General features: G+C 73.9%; 8 protein-coding genes. 3 read left to right on the top strand and 5 right to left on the bottom strand.

Annotated elements, in window-relative coordinates; genetic code table 11:
• Positions 1–248: 248 nt before the first annotated feature.
• From ACWC97_RS27420 to ACWC97_RS27410, 3 genes are all read left to right on the top strand, one after another.
• Entirely contained in the window at positions 249–1,958 is a 1,710-nt protein-coding gene (locus ACWC97_RS27420) for a carbohydrate-binding module family 20 domain-containing protein (protein WP_450652131.1), read from the top strand.
• 136 nt (positions 1,959–2,094) lie between these two features.
• A complete protein-coding gene (gene pulA, locus ACWC97_RS27415; RefSeq protein WP_450652129.1) occupies positions 2,095–7,419 on the top strand; it encodes a pullulanase-type alpha-1,6-glucosidase in 5,325 nt (1,774 codons plus the stop codon).
• 186 nt (positions 7,420–7,605) lie between these two features.
• Complete coding sequence (locus ACWC97_RS27410) at positions 7,606–9,642, top strand: ATP-binding protein (protein ID WP_385205022.1); 2,037 nt, start codon at positions 7,606–7,608, stop codon at positions 9,640–9,642.
• 15 nt (positions 9,643–9,657) lie between these two features.
• Here ACWC97_RS27410 and ACWC97_RS27405 read toward each other — a convergent pair whose 3' ends face one another.
• The 5 genes from ACWC97_RS27405 to ACWC97_RS27385 form a co-directional block, all read right to left on the bottom strand.
• Entirely contained in the window at positions 9,658–10,380 is a 723-nt protein-coding gene (locus ACWC97_RS27405) for a TetR/AcrR family transcriptional regulator (protein ID WP_392278724.1), read from the bottom strand.
• 49 nt (positions 10,381–10,429) lie between these two features.
• On the bottom strand, positions 10,430–11,512 hold the full coding sequence (locus tag ACWC97_RS27400; RefSeq protein WP_450652126.1) for a PDR/VanB family oxidoreductase: 1,083 nt from the start codon (positions 11,510–11,512) through the stop codon (positions 10,430–10,432).
• A gap of 2 nt (positions 11,513–11,514) precedes the next feature.
• Entirely contained in the window at positions 11,515–12,420 is a 906-nt protein-coding gene (locus tag ACWC97_RS27395; protein WP_352277636.1) for a metal-dependent hydrolase, read from the bottom strand.
• Between the two features lie 87 nt (positions 12,421–12,507).
• Positions 12,508–14,385 (bottom strand): hypothetical protein, encoded by a 1,878-nt coding sequence (locus ACWC97_RS27390; protein WP_450652124.1) that lies wholly within the window; start codon positions 14,383–14,385, stop codon positions 12,508–12,510.
• A gap of 71 nt (positions 14,386–14,456) precedes the next feature.
• Positions 14,457–17,582 (bottom strand): alpha-N-acetylglucosaminidase, encoded by a 3,126-nt coding sequence (locus tag ACWC97_RS27385; protein WP_450652122.1) that lies wholly within the window; start codon positions 17,580–17,582, stop codon positions 14,457–14,459.
• Positions 17,583–17,714: the final 132 nt, after the last annotated feature.

Raw genomic sequence — 17,714 nt, 5'->3', positions numbered from 1 at the left:
GAGTCACAGGGAATGTAACAGTGCTGCAATGTCTTGCGTAAGTCCTTGCAAGGAGAAAACTGCTGTATTTCGTGGAAGTTAGCGGGATGTGTCCAAAGGGTTGACCGGAACCTGACGGACTCGTACGGTCATCGGCGCGGCAGGGTTTGCATTCTTGCTGCAAGAACCTTCAGGAGCCTTGGAGGCAGGGCGCGTTGCCGCGCGAGGCTGCACCGTCACCCGCATTTCCCCCCACAGCAGGAGGAAACATGGCACGCAGACCGCTGTCCGCGGTGCTCGCCCTGGCGGCCGGAGCCGCCGTCCTGGTGGCCCCCGCCGCCACCACCGCCCAGGCCGCCACCCCCGGGGAGAAGGACGTCACCGCCGTCCTCTTCGAGTGGAAATTCGACTCCGTGGCCAAGGCGTGCACGGACTCCCTCGGCCCGGCCGGCTACGGCTACGTACAGGTCTCACCGCCCCAGGAACACATCCAGGGCGGCCAGTGGTGGACCTCCTACCAGCCCGTCAGCTACAAGATCGCCGGACGCCTCGGCGACCGCTCCTCCTTCGCGGCGATGGTCAACACCTGCCACGCGGCGGGCGTCAAGGTCGTCGCCGACTCCGTCATCAACCACATGTCGGCCGGATCGGGCACCGGGACCGGCGGCTCCTCCTACACCAAGTACGACTACCCCGGCGTGTACTCCAAAGCCGACATGGACGACTGCACCGCGCAGATCTCCAACTACCAGGACCGCGCCAACGTCCAGAACTGCGAACTCGTCGGCCTCGCCGACCTGGACACTGGTGAGGAGTACGTACGCGGCCGGATCGCCGCCTATCTGAACGACCTGCTCTCCCTGGGCGTCGACGGCTTCCGCATCGACGCGGCCAAGCACATGCCCGCCGCCGACCTGGCCAACATCAAGTCCCGGCTGACCAGGCCCGACGCCTACTGGAAGCAGGAGGCGATCCACGGCGCCGGCGAGGCGGTCCAGCCCGACGAGTACACCGGAACCGGCGACGTCCAGGAGTTCCGCTACGCCCGCGGCCTCAAGCAGGTCCTCACCGGCGAGAAACTCGCGTACCTGAAGAACTACGGGGAGGGCTGGGGCTTCCTGCCCTCCTCGAAGGCCGCCGTCTTCGTCGACAACCACGACACCGAGCGCGGCGGCGACACCCTGAACTACAAGGACGGCGCGAACTACACCCTGGCCAGTGTCTTCATGCTGGCCTGGCCGTACGGATCGCCCGACGTCCACTCCGGCTACGAGTGGTCGGACAAGGACGCCGGCCCGCCCAACGGCGGCACGGTGAACGCCTGTTACAGCGACGGCTGGAAGTGCCAGCACGCCTGGCGCGAGATCTCCTCCATGGTCGGCTTCCGCAACGCCGCGCGCGGCCAGGCCGTCACCGACTGGTGGGACAACGGCGCCAACCAGATCGCCTTCGGCCGGGGCGCCAAGGCGTACGTCGCCATCAATCACGAGGGCTCCGCGCTGACCCGTACGTTCCAGAGCTCGCTGCCCGCCGGCGACTACTGCGACATCCAGTCCGGCAAGGGCGTCACGGTCGACGGCTCCGGCCGGTTCACCGCGACCCTGGCCGCCAACACCGCCCTGGCCCTCCAGGTGAACGCCCGCACCTGCTCCGGCGGGGGCACCACCGAACCGGGCACCGGCAGCTCCGGCGCCTCCTTCGGGGTGAACGCCACCACCCAGCTCGGCCAGAACATCTACGTCACCGGCGACCAGGGCGCCCTCGGCAACTGGAACACCGGCGCCGCCCTCAAGCTCGACCCGGCGGCGTACCCGGTCTGGAAGCTCGACGTGGCCCTGCCCGCGGGCACCACGTTCGCGTACAAGTACCTCCGCAAGGACGCGAACGGCAACGTCACCTGGGAGAGCGGCGCGAACCGCACCGCGACCGTCCCCGCCACCGGCAGGGTCACGCTGACCGGCGACGTCTGGCGCGGCTGACCGCCCGTACGCCGGTACGCGCCCACCGCACCGCACCGCCCCGCCCCCTCCGCGAAACGCGCCGGGGCGGGGCGGTCCCACAGTCGAACCCGCCCCCCCCGAGATCCCCGTACACGCACGCAAGGAGAACCGCCCCGTGTCCCGTTCCGCCCTCCGGAGAGGAGCCGTCGCCGCACTCTGCGCGGCGCTCCTCCCCGTCGTCCCGGCGGCGTCCGCCTCCGCCGCGCCGAGACCGCCGGCCCCGCCCTCGGACGCGAAGCTCGCCAAGGAGCCCGCCCGCCACGACCTGACGCGGGAGCAGTTCTACTTCGTCATGCCGGACCGGTTCGCCAACGGCGACCCGGCCAACGACCGGGGCGGGCTGACCGGCTCCCGCCTGGAGACCGGCTACGACCCCACGGACAAGGGCTTCTACCAGGGCGGCGACCTCAAGGGCCTCACCCGGCGCCTCGACTACATCAAGGGCCTCGGCACCACCGCCATCTGGCTCGCCCCGATCTTCAAGAACCGCCCCGTCCAAGGCACCGGCAAGGACGCCTCGGCCGGCTACCACGGTTACTGGATCACCGACTTCACCCGGGTCGACCCGCACTTCGGCACCAACGCCGACCTGACGAAGCTGATCGACAAGGCCCACGCCAAGGGCATGAAGGTCTTCTTCGACGTCATCACCAACCACACCGCCGACACCGTCGACTACGCCGAGAAGGCCTACGGCTACCGCCCCAAGGGCGCCTACCCCTACCTGGACCGGGACGGCCGCCCCTTCGACGACGCCAAGGGCATGGCGAAGGTGGACGCCGGCTCCTTCCCGTACACACCGGCCAACGCCGAGAACGCCGGGAGCAAGGTCCCCGCCTGGCTCAACGACCCCACGATGTACCACAACCGGGGCGACTCCACCTACGCCGGCGAGTCCACCACCTACGGCGACTTCTCCGGTCTCGACGACCTGTGGACCGAACGCCCCGAGGTCGTCTCCGGCATGGAGAAGATCTACGAGAAGTGGGTCCGCGACTTCGACATCGACGGATTCCGGATCGACACCGTCAAACACGTCGACCTGGACTTCTGGACCCAGTGGGCCACCGCCCTCGACACCTACGCGGCCAAGCGCGGCCGCGAGGACTTCTTCATGTTCGGCGAGGTCTACTCCTCCGACCCCGCCGTCACCTCCCCCTACGTCACCCGGGGCCGGCTCGACGCCACCCTCGACTTCCCGTTCCAGGAGGCCGCCCGCCAGTACGCCTCCCAGGGCGCCCCGGCGGGGAAGCTCGCCGCCGTCTTCGCCGACGACTACCGCTACACCACCGACAAGGCCAACGCCTACGAGCAGGTCACCTTCCTCGGCAACCACGACATGGGCCGCATCGGGACGTTCCTGAAGCAGGACAACCCGAAGGCCGACGACGCCGAACTCGTCGCCCGCGCGAAGCTCGCCAACGAGCTGATGTTCCTCGGGCGCGGCAACCCCGTCGTCTACTACGGCGACGAACAGGGCTTCACCGGCGCGGGTGGCGACAAGGACGCCCGGCAGACCATGTTCGCCTCGAGGACCGCCGACTACCTCGACGACGACCAGCTCGGCACCGACCGCACCCACGCCTCCGACGCGTACGACACCGGCCACCCGCTGTACCGGAACATCGCCGCGCTCTCCACGCTCACCCGGAACCACCCGGCCCTGCGCGACGGGGTCCAGACCGAGCGGTACGCCGAGGGCTCCGTGTACGCCTTCTCCCGCACCGACCCCGCCAAGCCGTACGAGTACCTGGTCGCCGCCAACAACGGCACCGCCCCGCGCACCGTCGAACTGCCCACCGGCACGGCGGACACGGACTTCCGCACCCTGTACGGCGGCTCCGGCACCCTCCGCAGCGGCGCCGACAGGAAGCTCACCGTCACCGTCCCCGCCCTCTCCAGCGTCGTGCTCCGCGCCGACCGGCCCCTGGACACCCCCGCCACCAGGCCCTCGGTCACCCTGAAGGCCCCGGCCGCCGGAGCCACCGGCACCGTCGAGATCTCCGCCGACGCGGACGGCGGCGGGCTCGACCGCGTCGTCTTCGCCGCCCAGACCGGCAACGGCAGGTGGACCACCCTCGGCTCCGCCGACCACGCCCCGTACAAGGTCACCCAGCACCTCGACGCCACCGTGAAGGCCGGTACGCCGCTGCGCTACAAGGCCGTCGTCGTCGACCGCGCCGGCCGCACCGCGAGCGCCCTCGCCGCCACCACCGCCGGAGCGGCCCCCGCCGAACCGAAGCCGGTGGCCGTCGAACGCGACTACGCCGTCGTCCACTACCGGCGCGCCGACGGCGACTACGACGGCTGGAAGCTCCGCTCCGGGGATACCACCGCCGCCTTCACCGGCCGCGACGCCTACGGCGCCTTCGCCTGGATCAAGCTCGACGAGGGCGCGGCCGACCTCCCGTACACCGTCGAGAGGAACGGCACCGCCGACGGGCCGCAGCGCACCGTCGACCTCGCGCGCACCGGCGAGGTCTGGATCGAACAGGGCAAGGACGGCCAGGCCGACGAGGCCCCCGACGGCGCCCGACCGCCGCAGGACACCACCAAGGCCGTGCTGCACTACTACCGGCCCGACGGCGACTACGACGGCTGGGGCCTGCACACCTGGACCGGCGCCAAGAACCCCACCGACTGGGCGAAGCCGCTCCAGCCGGTGGAGCGGGACGCCTCCGGCGTCACCTTCGAGGTGCCACTGACCGAGGGCGCCACCTCGCTCTCCTACATCCTGCACAAGGGCGACGAGAAGGACCTCCCCAGCGACCAGTCCCTCGACCTCACCACCTACGGCCACGAGGTCTGGCTGCTCGGCGCCACCCCCGGCTACCTGCTGCCCCAGACCGGCGGCGTCCCCGCCCCCGACCTCTCCAAGGCCGAGGCGCAGTGGATCGACGCCTCCACCGTCGTCTGGAAGGTCACGCCCACCGGCGCCACCAGCCAGCAGCTCGTCTACGCCAAGGACGGCGCCCTCACCGTCGTCGACGGGGCGCTGAGCGACGAGGGGCAGTGGCTCCGGCTCACCCCCGCCGCGCTCACCGACGCGCAGAAGGCGAAGTACCCGCACCTCAAGGACCATCCGGCGTTCACCGTCGACCCCCGCGACCGGGGCCGGGTCCGCGAGGCACTGCGCGGCCAGCTCATCGCCACCCAGCGCGCCGCCAACGGCGCCCTGCTCGCCGCCACCGGGGTACAGAGCGCCGGCGCCCTCGACGACCTGTACGGGAAGAACGCGGCCGGCGCCGCACTCGGCCCGGTCTTCGACGCCAAGGGCCGCCCCACCCTCTCCGTCTGGGCCCCCACCGCCCGCACCGTCGCCCTCGAACTCGACGGCCGCCGCGTCCCGATGGACCGCGACGACCGCACCGGCGTCTGGTCCGCCACCGGCACCAGGGGCTGGACCGGAAAGCCCTACCGCTACGTCGTCGACGTCTGGGCGCCCACCGTCCGGAAGTTCGTCACCAACAAGGTCACCGACCCCTACTCCACCGCGCTGACCACCGATTCCGCCCGCAGCCTCGTCGTCGACCTCGACGACCCACAGCTCGCCCCCGCCGGCTGGTCCGGACTGAGGAAGCCCGCCGCCACCCCGCTGCGCGACGCGCAGATCCAGGAACTGCACATCCGTGACTTCTCGATCGCGGACCGCACCTCGAAGCACCCCGGCGAGTACCTCGCCTTCACCGACACCCGCTCCGACGGGATGAAGCACCTCAAGAAGCTCGCCGACGCCGGAACGGACTACGTCCACCTGCTGCCCGCCTTCGACATCGGGACGATCCCCGAGAAGAAGTCCGCACAGCAGCGGCCCGCCTGCGACCTCTCCGTCCACGCCCCCGACTCCGAGGAGCAGCAGGCCTGCGTGGCGAAGGCCGCCGCGAAGGACGGCTTCAACTGGGGCTACGACCCGCTCCACTACACCGTCCCCGAGGGCTCCTACGCCTCCGACCCGGACGGCACCCGGCGCACCGTCGAGTTCCGGCGGATGGTCCAGGGCCTCAACGGCACCGGGCTGCGCACCGTCATGGACGTCGTCTACAACCACACCGTCGCCGCCGGCCAGGACGACAAGTCCGTACTCGACCGGATCGTGCCCGGCTACTACCAGCGGCTCCTGGAGGACGGCACCGTCGCCACCTCCACCTGCTGCGCCAACACCGCCCCCGAACACACCATGATGGGCAAGCTCGTCGTGGACTCGGTCGTCACCTGGGCCAAGGAGTACAAGGTCGACGGCTTCCGCTTCGACCTGATGGGCCACCACCCCAAGGCCAACATCCTCGCCGTCCGCAAGGCGCTCGACGCGCTCACCGTGGCGAAGGACGGCGTCGACGGGAAGAAGATCATCCTCTACGGGGAGGGCTGGAACTTCGGCGAGATCGCCGACGACGCCCGCTTCGTCCAGGCCACCCAGAAGAACATGGCCGGCACCGGCATCGCGACCTTCTCCGACCGGGCCCGCGACGCCGTGCGCGGCGGCAGCCCCTTCGACGAGGACCCGCGCGTCCAGGGCTTCGCCAGCGGCCTCTACACCGACCCCAACACCTCGCCCGCCAACGGCACCGCGGCCGAGCAGAAGGCCCGGCTGCTGCACTACCAGGACCTGATCAAGGTCGGCCTCACCGGCAACCTCGCCGACTACACCTTCACCGACACCTCCGGCCGCACCGTCAAGGGCTCCGAGGTCGACTACAACGGCGCCCCCGCCGGATACGCGGAGGCCCCCGGCGACGCCCTCGCCTACGTGGACGCCCACGACAACGAGTCGCTCTACGACACGCTCGCCTTCAAGCTCCCCGCGGGCACCCCGGCCGCCGACCGGGCCCGCGCGCAGGTCCTGGCGATGGCCACCGCCGCCCTCTCGCAGGGTCCCGCGCTCTCCCAGGCCGGCACCGACCTGCTGCGCTCCAAGTCCCTGGACCGCAACTCCTACGACAGCGGCGACTGGTTCAACGCCCTGCACTGGGACTGCCGTGACGGCAACGGCTTCGGCCGGGGGCTGCCCCCGGCCGCCGACAACGCCGACAAGTGGTCCTACGCCAAGCCGCTGCTGGCCGACCCGGCGCTCCGGCCCGGCTGCGCCCAGATCGACGGGGCGTCCGCCGCCTACCGGGACCTGCTCACCATCCGCGCCACGGAGAAGGACTTCTCCCTCGCCACCGCCGGGCAGGTGCGCTCGGCGCTCTCCTTCCCGCTCTCCGGCAAGGACGAGACTCCCGGCGTGATCACCATGCGGCTCGGGAAGCTGGTCGTCGTCCTCAACGCGGCCCCCGGCACCACGACCCAGACGGTCCCCGCCCTGGCAGGCCACGCGTACGCACTCCACCCGGTCCAGGCGAAAGGCGCGGATACTACCGTCAAGAAGTCACGATATGAGCAGAGTTCGGGAAGTTTCACCGTTCCGGGTCGTACGGCGGCGGTGTTCTCCCTGAAGTAGGCCAGGACGGCGCTACCTTGGGGGAGCAGTCGTCGGGAATGCCGTAGTACCGCACCCCGGCGCACGTCCTCCCACCCCCGGCCGGTCCCGGCCCCTCCCCGCTGCATCGGGCGTCCCCCACACGCCCGAGCCGCACCGGGGCAGGGGACGGGGCCGGCCGGTCCACCTGTTTCGGCGACGGTGACCATGGCGAGCAACATCCCCGAGGAGAACAGCAGCTTTGTCGGACGGAAAGTGGAGCTCGCCAGGCTGGAACACACCCTCGCCACGCACCGGCTGACCACGCTCACCGGCCCCGGCGGCGTCGGCAAGACCCGGCTCGCCGTCCGCGCGGCCCGGCAGGCGGCGGCGTCCCACCGCGACGGCGCCTGGTGGGCCGACCTGTCACCGCTCCACGACGACGGACTGCTCATCGCCACCGTCTCCGACGCGGTCGGGCTCTCCGACCACACGCTGCGTATGCCCATCGACGCCCTGTGCGAATGGCTCGTCGACAAGGAACTGCTGCTCGTCCTCGACTCCTGCGAGCACCTGCGCCCCGCCTGCGCCCATCTGCTCGGCGAGATCCTCACCACCTCGCCCGGCCTCACCGTGCTCACCACCAGCAGGGAACCCCTCGGCATCAAGGGCGAGCAGACCGTGGAGGTCGGCCCGCTCCCCGTGGAGGGCACGGCCGACGCGCTGGCCCTCTTCCGGGACCGGGCCACCGCCTCCGCCCCCCGGCTCTCGCTGGACGAGCCGGGCGACGCGGAGGCCGCCACCGAGATCTGCCGCCGCCTCGAAGGCATGCCGCTCGCCATCGAACTGGCCGCCGGGGCGCTGGGCCGGGAGACCGTCGAACAGGTCGCCGCCCGGATCAGGTCCCGCTTCGACGTACCGGCCGACGACTCGCTCTGGCCGCCGCGCCACCGCGCCCTGCGCACCGCCATCGGCTGGAGCCACGAACTGTGCGCCCCGCTCGAACGGCTGCTCTGGGCCCGGCTCACCGTCCTGCGCGGCCCCTTCGACGAGGCCACCGCCCGCAAGGTCTGCGCCGGGGGACCGCTCACCCCGGACGGTGTGACCCGGGCCCTGGACGGCCTGGTCGCCAAGTCCGTCGTCCAACGGGACGGCGCCCGCCACCGGATGCTCGACACCATCCGCGAGTACGGCCGGATGTGGCTCGCCGAACTCCGCGAGGAACGCGCCGCCGCCGACCGGCACGCCGCCTGCTTCCTCGGCCTGGCCCGCGACGCCCACGCCGGCTGGACCGGCGACGACCAGATCAGCTGGTACCACCGGATCGCCGAGGCCCACGCCGACCTCTGCGCCGCCCTCGACCACCTGCTGGCCCACGACACCGCGGCCGCCCAGGAGATGGCCGGGCGGATCGGCTTCTTCTGGTGCTGCTGCGGCCACCTCCCGCAGACCCGCGACTACGCCCGGCGCGCCCTGGACGCCGGGCCCATCGTGGGCCCGCACCGCACCCGCGTCCTCTGGGTCCTCGGCATGACCCTGATGCTCCAGGGCGACTACGCGGCCGCCCGCCGACTGGGCCGCCAGTGCACCAGGGAGGCCGAGCGGGACGGCACCGCCGAGGGCATCCTCGCCGCCGCCTACCTCCGCGGCTTCACCGACCTGATGACCGGCCGCCCCGAGGCCGGTCTGCGCGAGGTCGCCCGGGTGCTGCACACGGCCGGGACCGACACCCCGCTGGAGCGCGCCTACCGGCTGCGGTGCCGCCTCATCACCGTCTTCGCGCTGACCGGCCTCGGCCGGCTCGACGAGGCGGCCGAGGCGGCGGCGGTGCTCCGGGCCGCCTGTGAGGCCCTGGACGAGTGCTGGACCCGCAGCTACGTCGACTACCAGCTCGCCCTGATCGCCCTGATGCGCGGCGACGCCGAGGAGTCCGCCGCCCACGCCCGCGCCATGCTGGCCGGCAAGCACCGCATGCGCGACCGCTTCGGCATCGCGCTGGGCCTGGACGTCCTGGCCGCGGCCATCGCCGCCCAGGGCGCCGGGGCCCGCGCCGCCCGGGTCTACGGCACCGGCCAGGTGTACTGGCGCATGGTCGGCCAGCCGCAGCGCGGCACGCCGGAGCTGGGCCCGCTCCGCGAGGCGTGCGAGCGCCAGGCCCGCGCGGCCGTCGGCGACGCCGCGTACCAGCGGGCCTTCGAGCGGGGGCGACGGGACAACGCGGAGGTGGGCCTGGCCGCCGCCCTCCAGGGCGAACTGCTCCTTTAGCGACGGGGACCGGCCCTACGGCACCCGCTGCGCCACCACCGCCGGCGCGGCGGGCGCCAGCACGGACAGCCGCTCCAGCAGCTCCCCGAACGGCCCGTCCGGGGGCTCCTGTCCGAGCACCCGCAGGACGACCCCGGCCGTCTCCGGGTCGTACGCGGCGCTCACCGCGGCCAGCGCCGCGAAGTCGTGCACCAGTTGGCGCTCCAGCTCGGCGCGGGGGATCTTCCGTCCGTCCAGCCAGATCAGCGCCGTCGACTCGGCCAGCGACACCCAGGAGCGCACCACCAGCTCCAGCCGGGCCGGCGGGTGCGTGACGCCCAGGTGGTCCAGGATCTGCGTACAGGCCGCCTGCCGCACCCCGTCGATCATGGCGTTCGCCGCCGAGGACCCCGCCGCCGGACCGCCGCGCATCAGCGCCGAGAAACCGGGGCCGTGCTCGTCGACGAAGTCGAAGAACCGCTCCATCACCCGCAGCAGCCGCGCCCCGAGCGGACCCTCCCGGGGCTCCACGAACCGGGCCGCCAACTCGTCGGCGGCCCGTCGCAGCGCGGCCTCGTACAGGCTCTGCTTCCCGGGGAAGTAGTGGTAGACCAGCGGCCGGGAGATCCCCGCGGCCGCCGCGATCTCATCGATCGACACCTCGTCCGGGGCGCGGTGACTGAACAACTCCAGCGCGACGCCGATCAATTGCTGTCTGCGCTCCTCGACGCCCATTCTGCGGCGCACCCCGGTCGTCATGGAGCACAGCGTACCGAGTGGGAGACCAGGTCAGCGGCGTCGGGACCGCTCACAGATCCAGCACCAGCCGCGGCCCCCGGCAGCGCGACACGCAGATCAGCATCGCCTCCGCGCGCTCGGAATCCGTCAGGAGCTCGTCGCGGTGGTCGACCTCGCCCTCCACCACCCGCTGCCGGCAGGTGCCGCAGAAGCCCTGCTCGCAGGAGTACGGGACGTACGGCACCTCCTTGCGCACCGCGGCCAGTACCGAACGGTCCGCCGGGATGTGGACCGTACGGCCCGAGCGGCGCAGCTCCACCTCGAAGGCCGTGGCGTCCGCCGACGGGCCGGCCGCGGCCGCGAACCGCTCCAGGTGCAGGGTGCGTCCGTCCGGCAGGGCGGCGGCGACCGCGTCCATCAGGGGCTCCGGGCCGCAGCAGTACACGGCCGTCCCCGGTGCCGTGTCCGCCAGGGCCGCGGCGGTGTCCGGGCGGCCCGCCTCGTCCTCGGGGACCACCGTCACCCGGCCGCCACCCGCGTCCAGCCGCTCGATCTCGTCCAGGAACGGCATGGAGGCACGGGACCGGCCCCCGTACAGCAGCCGCCAGTCGGTGCCGGCGGCGGCCAGTGCCCGCAGCATCGGCAGCACCGGGGTGATCCCGATGCCGCCCACGACGAACAGATGGGCGGGCGCCCCGGTCAGCGGGAAGCGGTTGCGCGGCTCGCGGACCTCCACCTCCTCGCCCTCCCGGAGCCGTTCGTGCACCTCGCGGGAGCCGCCCCGGCCGTCCTCCACCAGCCGGGTCGCGATGGTGTACGTGTCGGGCTCGGCCGGATCGCCGCAGAGCGAGTACTGCCGGACCAGACCGGAGGGCAGCAGCAGATCGAGATGGGCGCCGGGCTGCCAGGCGGGCAGCCCCGTGCCCTTGAGGCGGAGCTGGACGACCCCCTCGGCCGGGGTGGTCCGCTCGGTGACCAGCACCCGCCAGGTGGTCGTGGTACGCCGCTCGGCATGGCCCGAGACCGGCTCCTCCAGGGCGGGCAGCGGCCACAGCGGGGAGTGCTGGATGCGGCGGCGCAGGGCGCGCCGGGCCAGCAGGGCGGCGCCCGCGACCAGGACGACGGTGCGCAGGCGGGGCCGGGACGGTGACATGGTCAGCGGGCTCCCGTCGTACGGGCCTCGGCGGCGGTGGCCGCGGGCGAGTGGGCGAGGTAGTCGACGGCCTGGGCGGTGCTGCCCTCCTGCGAGGGGTGGTAGCCGCGGCTCAGATAGCGGGGGACCGAGCGCAGCAGGTCGCCGGTGGCGGGCAGGGTGCCGCGCCTGCCGCTCACGTAGAACTCCTTGAACGAGCCCTTGCCGTTCAGCAGGGTCGGGTCGTTCTCCATGAAGAAGCGGATGCCGCGCTGCCAGAGGAAGACCAGCGCGCTGAACGCCGTGGCCCAGGTGCGGGCCCGCCGCCGGTAGCCGCCGTCGACGTGCATGAACACCTCGAAGGCGACCGAGCGGTGCTCGACCTCCTCCGCGCCGTGCCAGCGCAGCAGGTCCAGCATCATCGGGTCGGCGCCCCGCCGGTCCAGCTCCTCGGCGTTCAGCACCCAGTCGCCGAGGAAGGCGGTGTAGTGCTCGATCGCCGCTATCAGCGCCACCCGCTCCATCAGCCACCAGGTGCGCGCCCGCCCCGGCGGCAGCGTCCGGTCGCCGAGCAGCTTCTCGAAGAACCAGTCGACCTGCGCGGTGTACGGGGTCGGGTCGAGCCCCAGCTCCTTCAGCCGGGGCAGGACGTCGTCGTGCGCCTGGGAGTGCACGGCCTCCTGGCCGATGAAGCCGATGACGTCCTGGCGCAGCCGTTCGTCGTGGATGTACGGCAGCACCTGCCGGTACACGTGGATGAACCAGCGTTCCCCGGCGGGCAGCAGGAGATGGAGCACATTGATGGTGTGCGTGGTGAACGGATCGCCCGGCACCCAGTGCAGGGGCGTCTTCTCCCAGGAGAAGGAGACCTGACGGGCCTTGAGCGGAATCCGCTCCGACGTGACCGGCGCCGGCTGCGTGTTAGACATGGTGTCAATGTACTGAGAGGTAGGCCCCAGGACCAGGGGCGTGCGGCGAATTCCCAGCACCCGCCCGGCCCCGCCCCGAACCGCCCTTCACCGCAGCCCGCCGACCCGACTCCCGTCCGCCAGAGTCCCGTTCAGCCGCGCCCGGTCGCCCGCCCGGGCCGGCACCGCGAGGAGCCGACCGCCCGACCGCCCCACCACCCCGCCCGAGGCCGCCAGCGAGGCGAACTGCTCGCTGCCCGCGGCCAGCACGTACCAGCCGCCGTCCCGCGACCGCCACAACACCCCCGCCAGCACCCGCGGATCACGCGCCCCGCAGGCCGGGGTGGAATCGGCGTGGGCCGCGACCACCCCGGGCGGGCCGCCCGTCGCCGAGGCGGGCGCGGCCGGGGCCTGGAACTGGGCGAGGACCCGGCTCCCGGCACCCCGCCAGGTCTCGGCCCGGGTGCAGAACCAGCGCGCCGTCCCATTGCCCTCGGGCAGCCGCTGCTCGGCGAAGCGCCAGGAGTTCACCGTCCGCACCCCGAGCCGGCGCAGCGACGGCAGCAGGCAGGCGGTCCGCGCCCAGCCGTCCCGCTCCGCCCGCCCGGCGACGTCGTGCGGCGCGTACGGCGGGCCCGAGGTGAGCAGGGCCGGGGTCGGCTCCCCGAGGTCCGTCAGCAGCCGGGCGGCCCGCCCGTCGCGCAGCTCGACGGCCGGCCAGGACCGGCAGCCGTGCGTGCCGTCGGGGGCGGCCAGGGCACCGGTCACCCCGTCGGCCCGATGCCCCAGCGGGCGCGGGGCGGTGTCCGGCGCCAGCAGGTCCCGCACCCGCACCGCGGTCACCCAGGGCGCGGTGAGGTAGCGGACCCGGCCGCCGGACCGTGCCAGGACCAGGGCGGAGGCCGACGCCCGGTCCGCACCGTCGACCCGGGCGAAGTCCAGCGCGGCGCCCCGCGCCCGGCCCGGCCCGCGGGACTCGGTGTACCGCACCACGCGCAGCCCGTCGTGGAAGAGCACCACCGACGCCCGGTCCACCCCGCCCGCGTACAGCAGTTGTGGCGCGCCCATCGGCGGACCGGCCGGGGTGCCCGGGGCCGCCGAGACCCGCACCGGCCCGCCCGGCCGGGACCAGGCGGCGAGCGCCCGGCGCAGCAGCCGGGCGTCCCGCACCCGGTCGCCCCGGGTGGGCCAGGCGGTGAAGTCGGTCCGCGGCGAGCGCCGCCAGGACGCCCCCTCCACCCGGTCCAGCCGCCCCGGGTCCAGGGCCTCGGCCGCGGCGGCCGCCCGGGGATCGGGCGCCCGGCCCCGCTCCGGTACCCGGCCCGCCGGACCCAGCAGCGCCCCGCACACCAGCACCGCCGCCCCGGCCGCCAGAGCCGCCTTCCCGTACCGGCGGCGGCGCTCCAGGTCCGGCGGCCGGGCCCGGAGCGAGCAGGGGTCGAACTCCGGGGAGCGCAGGAGCGCGTACGGCGCCGGGACCGCCTCCGCCTCGGCGAGCGCCGCGTGCGGATCGGCGACCCCGGCCGCCGCGAGCACCCGCCGCACCTCCGCGTCGGCCAGCCCCTCCAGGCCGCGCAGGGCGTGGGCGGCGCGGCCCGGCCCGGAGAGCGCGGCCAGCGCGTTCTCCAGGGCGAGCCCGTCCGCCCCGCCCGCGTGCGGCAGCAGCCGCAGCCCCCACACCAGCGGGAGGAACGACGGAAGCCGGACGCGCCCGGCACGGCGCGGCCGCCCCGCCTCCAGGGCCGCCCGCAGCAGCCGCAGCCGGGCCCGCGCGTACGAGGGATCGGGCGCGGGATCCGCCCGGAGCGGCCCGGTCTCCGGTGCCGCCCGGCGGCGCGGCAGCAGACAGCGCTGGGCCAGCGCGTGCGCCGTCAGGACCCGGCGGTGTGCGTCCGGGCCGGGCGGCAGCACGAGGTAGCCGAGCCGGACCAGCCGCGCGTAGTGCTCGACGGGTGCCGGGGAGGGTACTTCGGGCAACGGGGACACGTTCAGCAGAACGAGCGAATCGTGCGATGGTCACCCCAGCGCGCGCCCCGGCCCCGGCCCGCCGGGCGCGGCTACCCCAGGCGCCAGGAGCTGAACTCGGCCATGCCGCGCAGTCCGCTGCCTCCGTTCGTCGCGGTCATGAAGAACCCGACGTCCTGGACCGCCGACGTGCCCGGCACCGTCACCGTGCCCACCTCCTGCCAGACCGTCCCGCCGTCGGTGGAGCAGGCGGCCGTGCACGCGCTCCCCGACCGGGTCAGCCGCAGCAGCACCGGGGCCTTGATCCCGGTGATCCGCCGGTAGGCGTCCAGGGTGCCGTCGCCGGTGGTGTCGTACGAGAACACCACCCCGTTGGACGGGGTCACCGCCAGGTTCAGGAAGCCGCCGGAGCCCTGCGTGGCCAGGGCGTTGCGGACCACGAGCCCGGCCCGCGCCCAGCCCCCGGTGTTCTGCTGGGCGTCGACCCGTACCGTCGCCTCCGCCCCGTCCGCCCAGGCCCCGGCCCGGTACGCGGTGCCGAACTGGCTGGTGCCCTTCCACAGGTCCTGGCCCGCCCCGTCGACGGCGTACCGCCCGTCCAGCTCGCCGAAGACCGCCGCGTTCGAGGTGTACGTGCGCCAGCCCGGCCCCAGCGGCGCCGCCAGGTACACCGCGCCGCGCCGCACCTCGGTCACCCGCTCCCCGCCGAGCGGCCCGTACGAGGTGGCCAGTTCGTACGGCATCGGCCGCAGCGGCGCCGTCAGCGGCTCGGACGGGGCGGTGACCCGCCAGCCCACCGAACCGGAGCCGCCCGCCGCGACCCCGTCGAGCGAGGTGGCGCCCGTCGGGACGGCGGCCGGGCCGGTCAGCGTGAAGTCGACCCGGCCGGTGGCCCGCAGCCCGTTCAGGTTGCGGAAGACGGCACGCACCGCGCCGGTGCTGCCCGGGGTGAACGTCACCGGCTCGGCCGTGACCGTGACACCGCCCTGGTACGGGGCGGTGGACAGCGTCTCGAAGACCCGCCGGGCGGTGCGGTACGCGTCGCCGGTCGGCCGCACCGGGAGGCGGTCCGTCCGGCGGGTCCACTCCTCCTCGCCCGGGTACCAGTCGAACGCCTTCGCCACCCGGCCCTCCGCGAGGGCGTCCGTCAGCTCGTCCAAGTACGCCTGCCACTGCGGGAGATGGACCTCGGCCAGCAGCCCGTGCCAGTCCCGGTTGGCGTAGTTGCTCAGAGCGTCGGCGGCCGCCCGGTCCGCCCAGGTGGTGATCAGGGTGCGCGCCGTCCACTCCAGCCGCACCGCCTCCGCCGGACTCGTCGCCAGCCGCCGCGCGTCCTCCAGCCACGGCCCCAGCAGGAACGAGCGGTGACAGCCCGCCACCGCGTCCGCCAGCCGCATCAGCCTCAGCCAGAGCGCGGCGAGCACCCGGAACCTGTCCACGTCCCCGTCGTCCCACGCCGCCCGCAACCGGGGCAGCAGGGTGCGGGACCGGTTGGCGAGCGCCTGCCGGGCCAGATCGGTCAGGTCGTGGCGGTAGCCGTCCGATGCGCGCAGCGCCGGGCGGACGTCGAGGAGCGCCGCGAACGCCCGGTCGAAGCCGGCCGGGTCGAAGGCGGTGTTCACCGAGGCGGCGATGTTCGGCCGCCGGGAGAAGAGCGAGTCGACGGGGCGGCCGTCGGTGCTCGTCAGCCGGTACGCGGTGGCGGCCAGCGCCGCGAACGCCGTCTCGGCCGCCCGGTCCCGCCCGCCGTACCGGAACGCCGGATACGCCCGGAACCACGCCTCCCGGTCCACCTTCTCCGTCCGCCAGGCCAGCTCGCCGAAGAGCTCGAAGGCCGCCGGGTCGCGCTCGGTGGCCTCCGGCATGTACGCGGTGCCCGCGAGCGCGCTGCCCGGCTTGTCGCGCCAGACGGTGAACTTCTCCGTCCAGCGGTCGGTGTTGGCGCCGATCGTCGTGCGGCCGCCGAAGTTCGGGATGGTGCCGAAGGCGTACGGGGCCCCGCCCCAGTCCCGCTCCCGGTCGGTGACGGTGTCCAGGTCGGAGAGGCCGTCCACGATCAGCAGCCGGTCGGTGTCGACCGCCTCCAGCAGCGCGGGCCGGGGGTTGGCCTGCCAGCCGAGGATCACCCAGGTCGCCCCGGGGTGCGCCGTGCGCAGCGCCGTCTCCACGGCGCGGGCGGCGTCCGGCACCGGGACGTCCCCGGCGGTGCCGCCCTCGTGCAGCAGATCCATCTTGAAGTGGGCCGCCGGCCCGAACAGCTCCTCCTGGTGCCGGTAGAAGGCGGCGGCCACCTCCGCGAAGACGGGGCTGCGCGGGTCGAGCCAGTCCGGCCGGCGCAGCCCGTTCCAGGTGCCCTGGGGCACCACCCGGGCCCCCGGGTTCCGCGCGGGGAAGCCGTCCGGGACCGTGCCGAAGTAGCCCGGGAGCACCGGCGCCATGCCCAGCTCCCGCATCCGGTCGCAGACCCGCCGCCCCAGCTCCGCCCGGCGCCCGACGAGTTCCGGGCCGAGCGGTCCGCCGTAGCCGCTCATGTTCTGGAGCAGCCACCACGGCTGGTGGGAGGGGGCGGGCAGCCAGGCGCGGGCCTCGGCGTCGCTGTAGCCGAAGTCCTGGAGCAGCCGGTGGTAGACGGCCTCCTGCCCAGCGGTGACCAGCACCTCGTTGCAGCCGTGCAGGGCGAGCACGTCGATCATCCGCTCCCAGCGCGGCCAGTCGGCGTACGGGGCGGTGTACCCGTCGTGGGTGTCGTTGAGCGCGAACCGGTGCGGGACGGTCGCCGAACGCTCCACGGGGGTGCGGGGCGCGGGCAGTCGCCGGGGCAGCCCGGCGGTGTTGCTCCCGGCCCAGGAGACGACCGCGTCACAGCTGTACTTGAGGTACCAGTGCGCCCCGGTCAGGGCCGCCGCCGGAGTGGTCGCCGCGATCTCGATCCGCCCGGTGGCGCCGGTGACCCGGAAGCGGTCCGGCACGCCGCCGCCCCGGGGCAGGGCACGGAGCCGGAACTGGTCCGCGTGGTCCGGCAGCAGCCGGCGCAGCGCCGTCCCCGCCGCCGCCAGGTCCCCGGCCGCGGCGGCCGGTGCGGCGTACGCGGGGGAGGGCACGGCCCCGAGCGCGGCGGCGGCGCCGGCGGCCCCCGCGGCGCCCAGCAGGGCGCGCCGCGTCGGCCGGGCGGGCCCGGAGGCGGGGGAGGAGCTGAAGGGCAGGGAGGGTTCCGTCATGATCCGCACTCCTCGGCGTCGTTCATGGTGGCGCATGCGACAACAGGTGCGTGCGCAGCGCACGTTAACGACGGGTGGAGGGACGGGCAACGGCGCGTCCGGCGGGGTCGTGCCGATCCAGCCGTTCGGCCG

Source organism: Streptomyces sp. NPDC001108, from assembly GCF_053598535.1.
The sequence above is the reverse complement of the archived record's forward strand: the minus strand, read 5'-3'. Positions and strand labels throughout refer to the sequence as shown.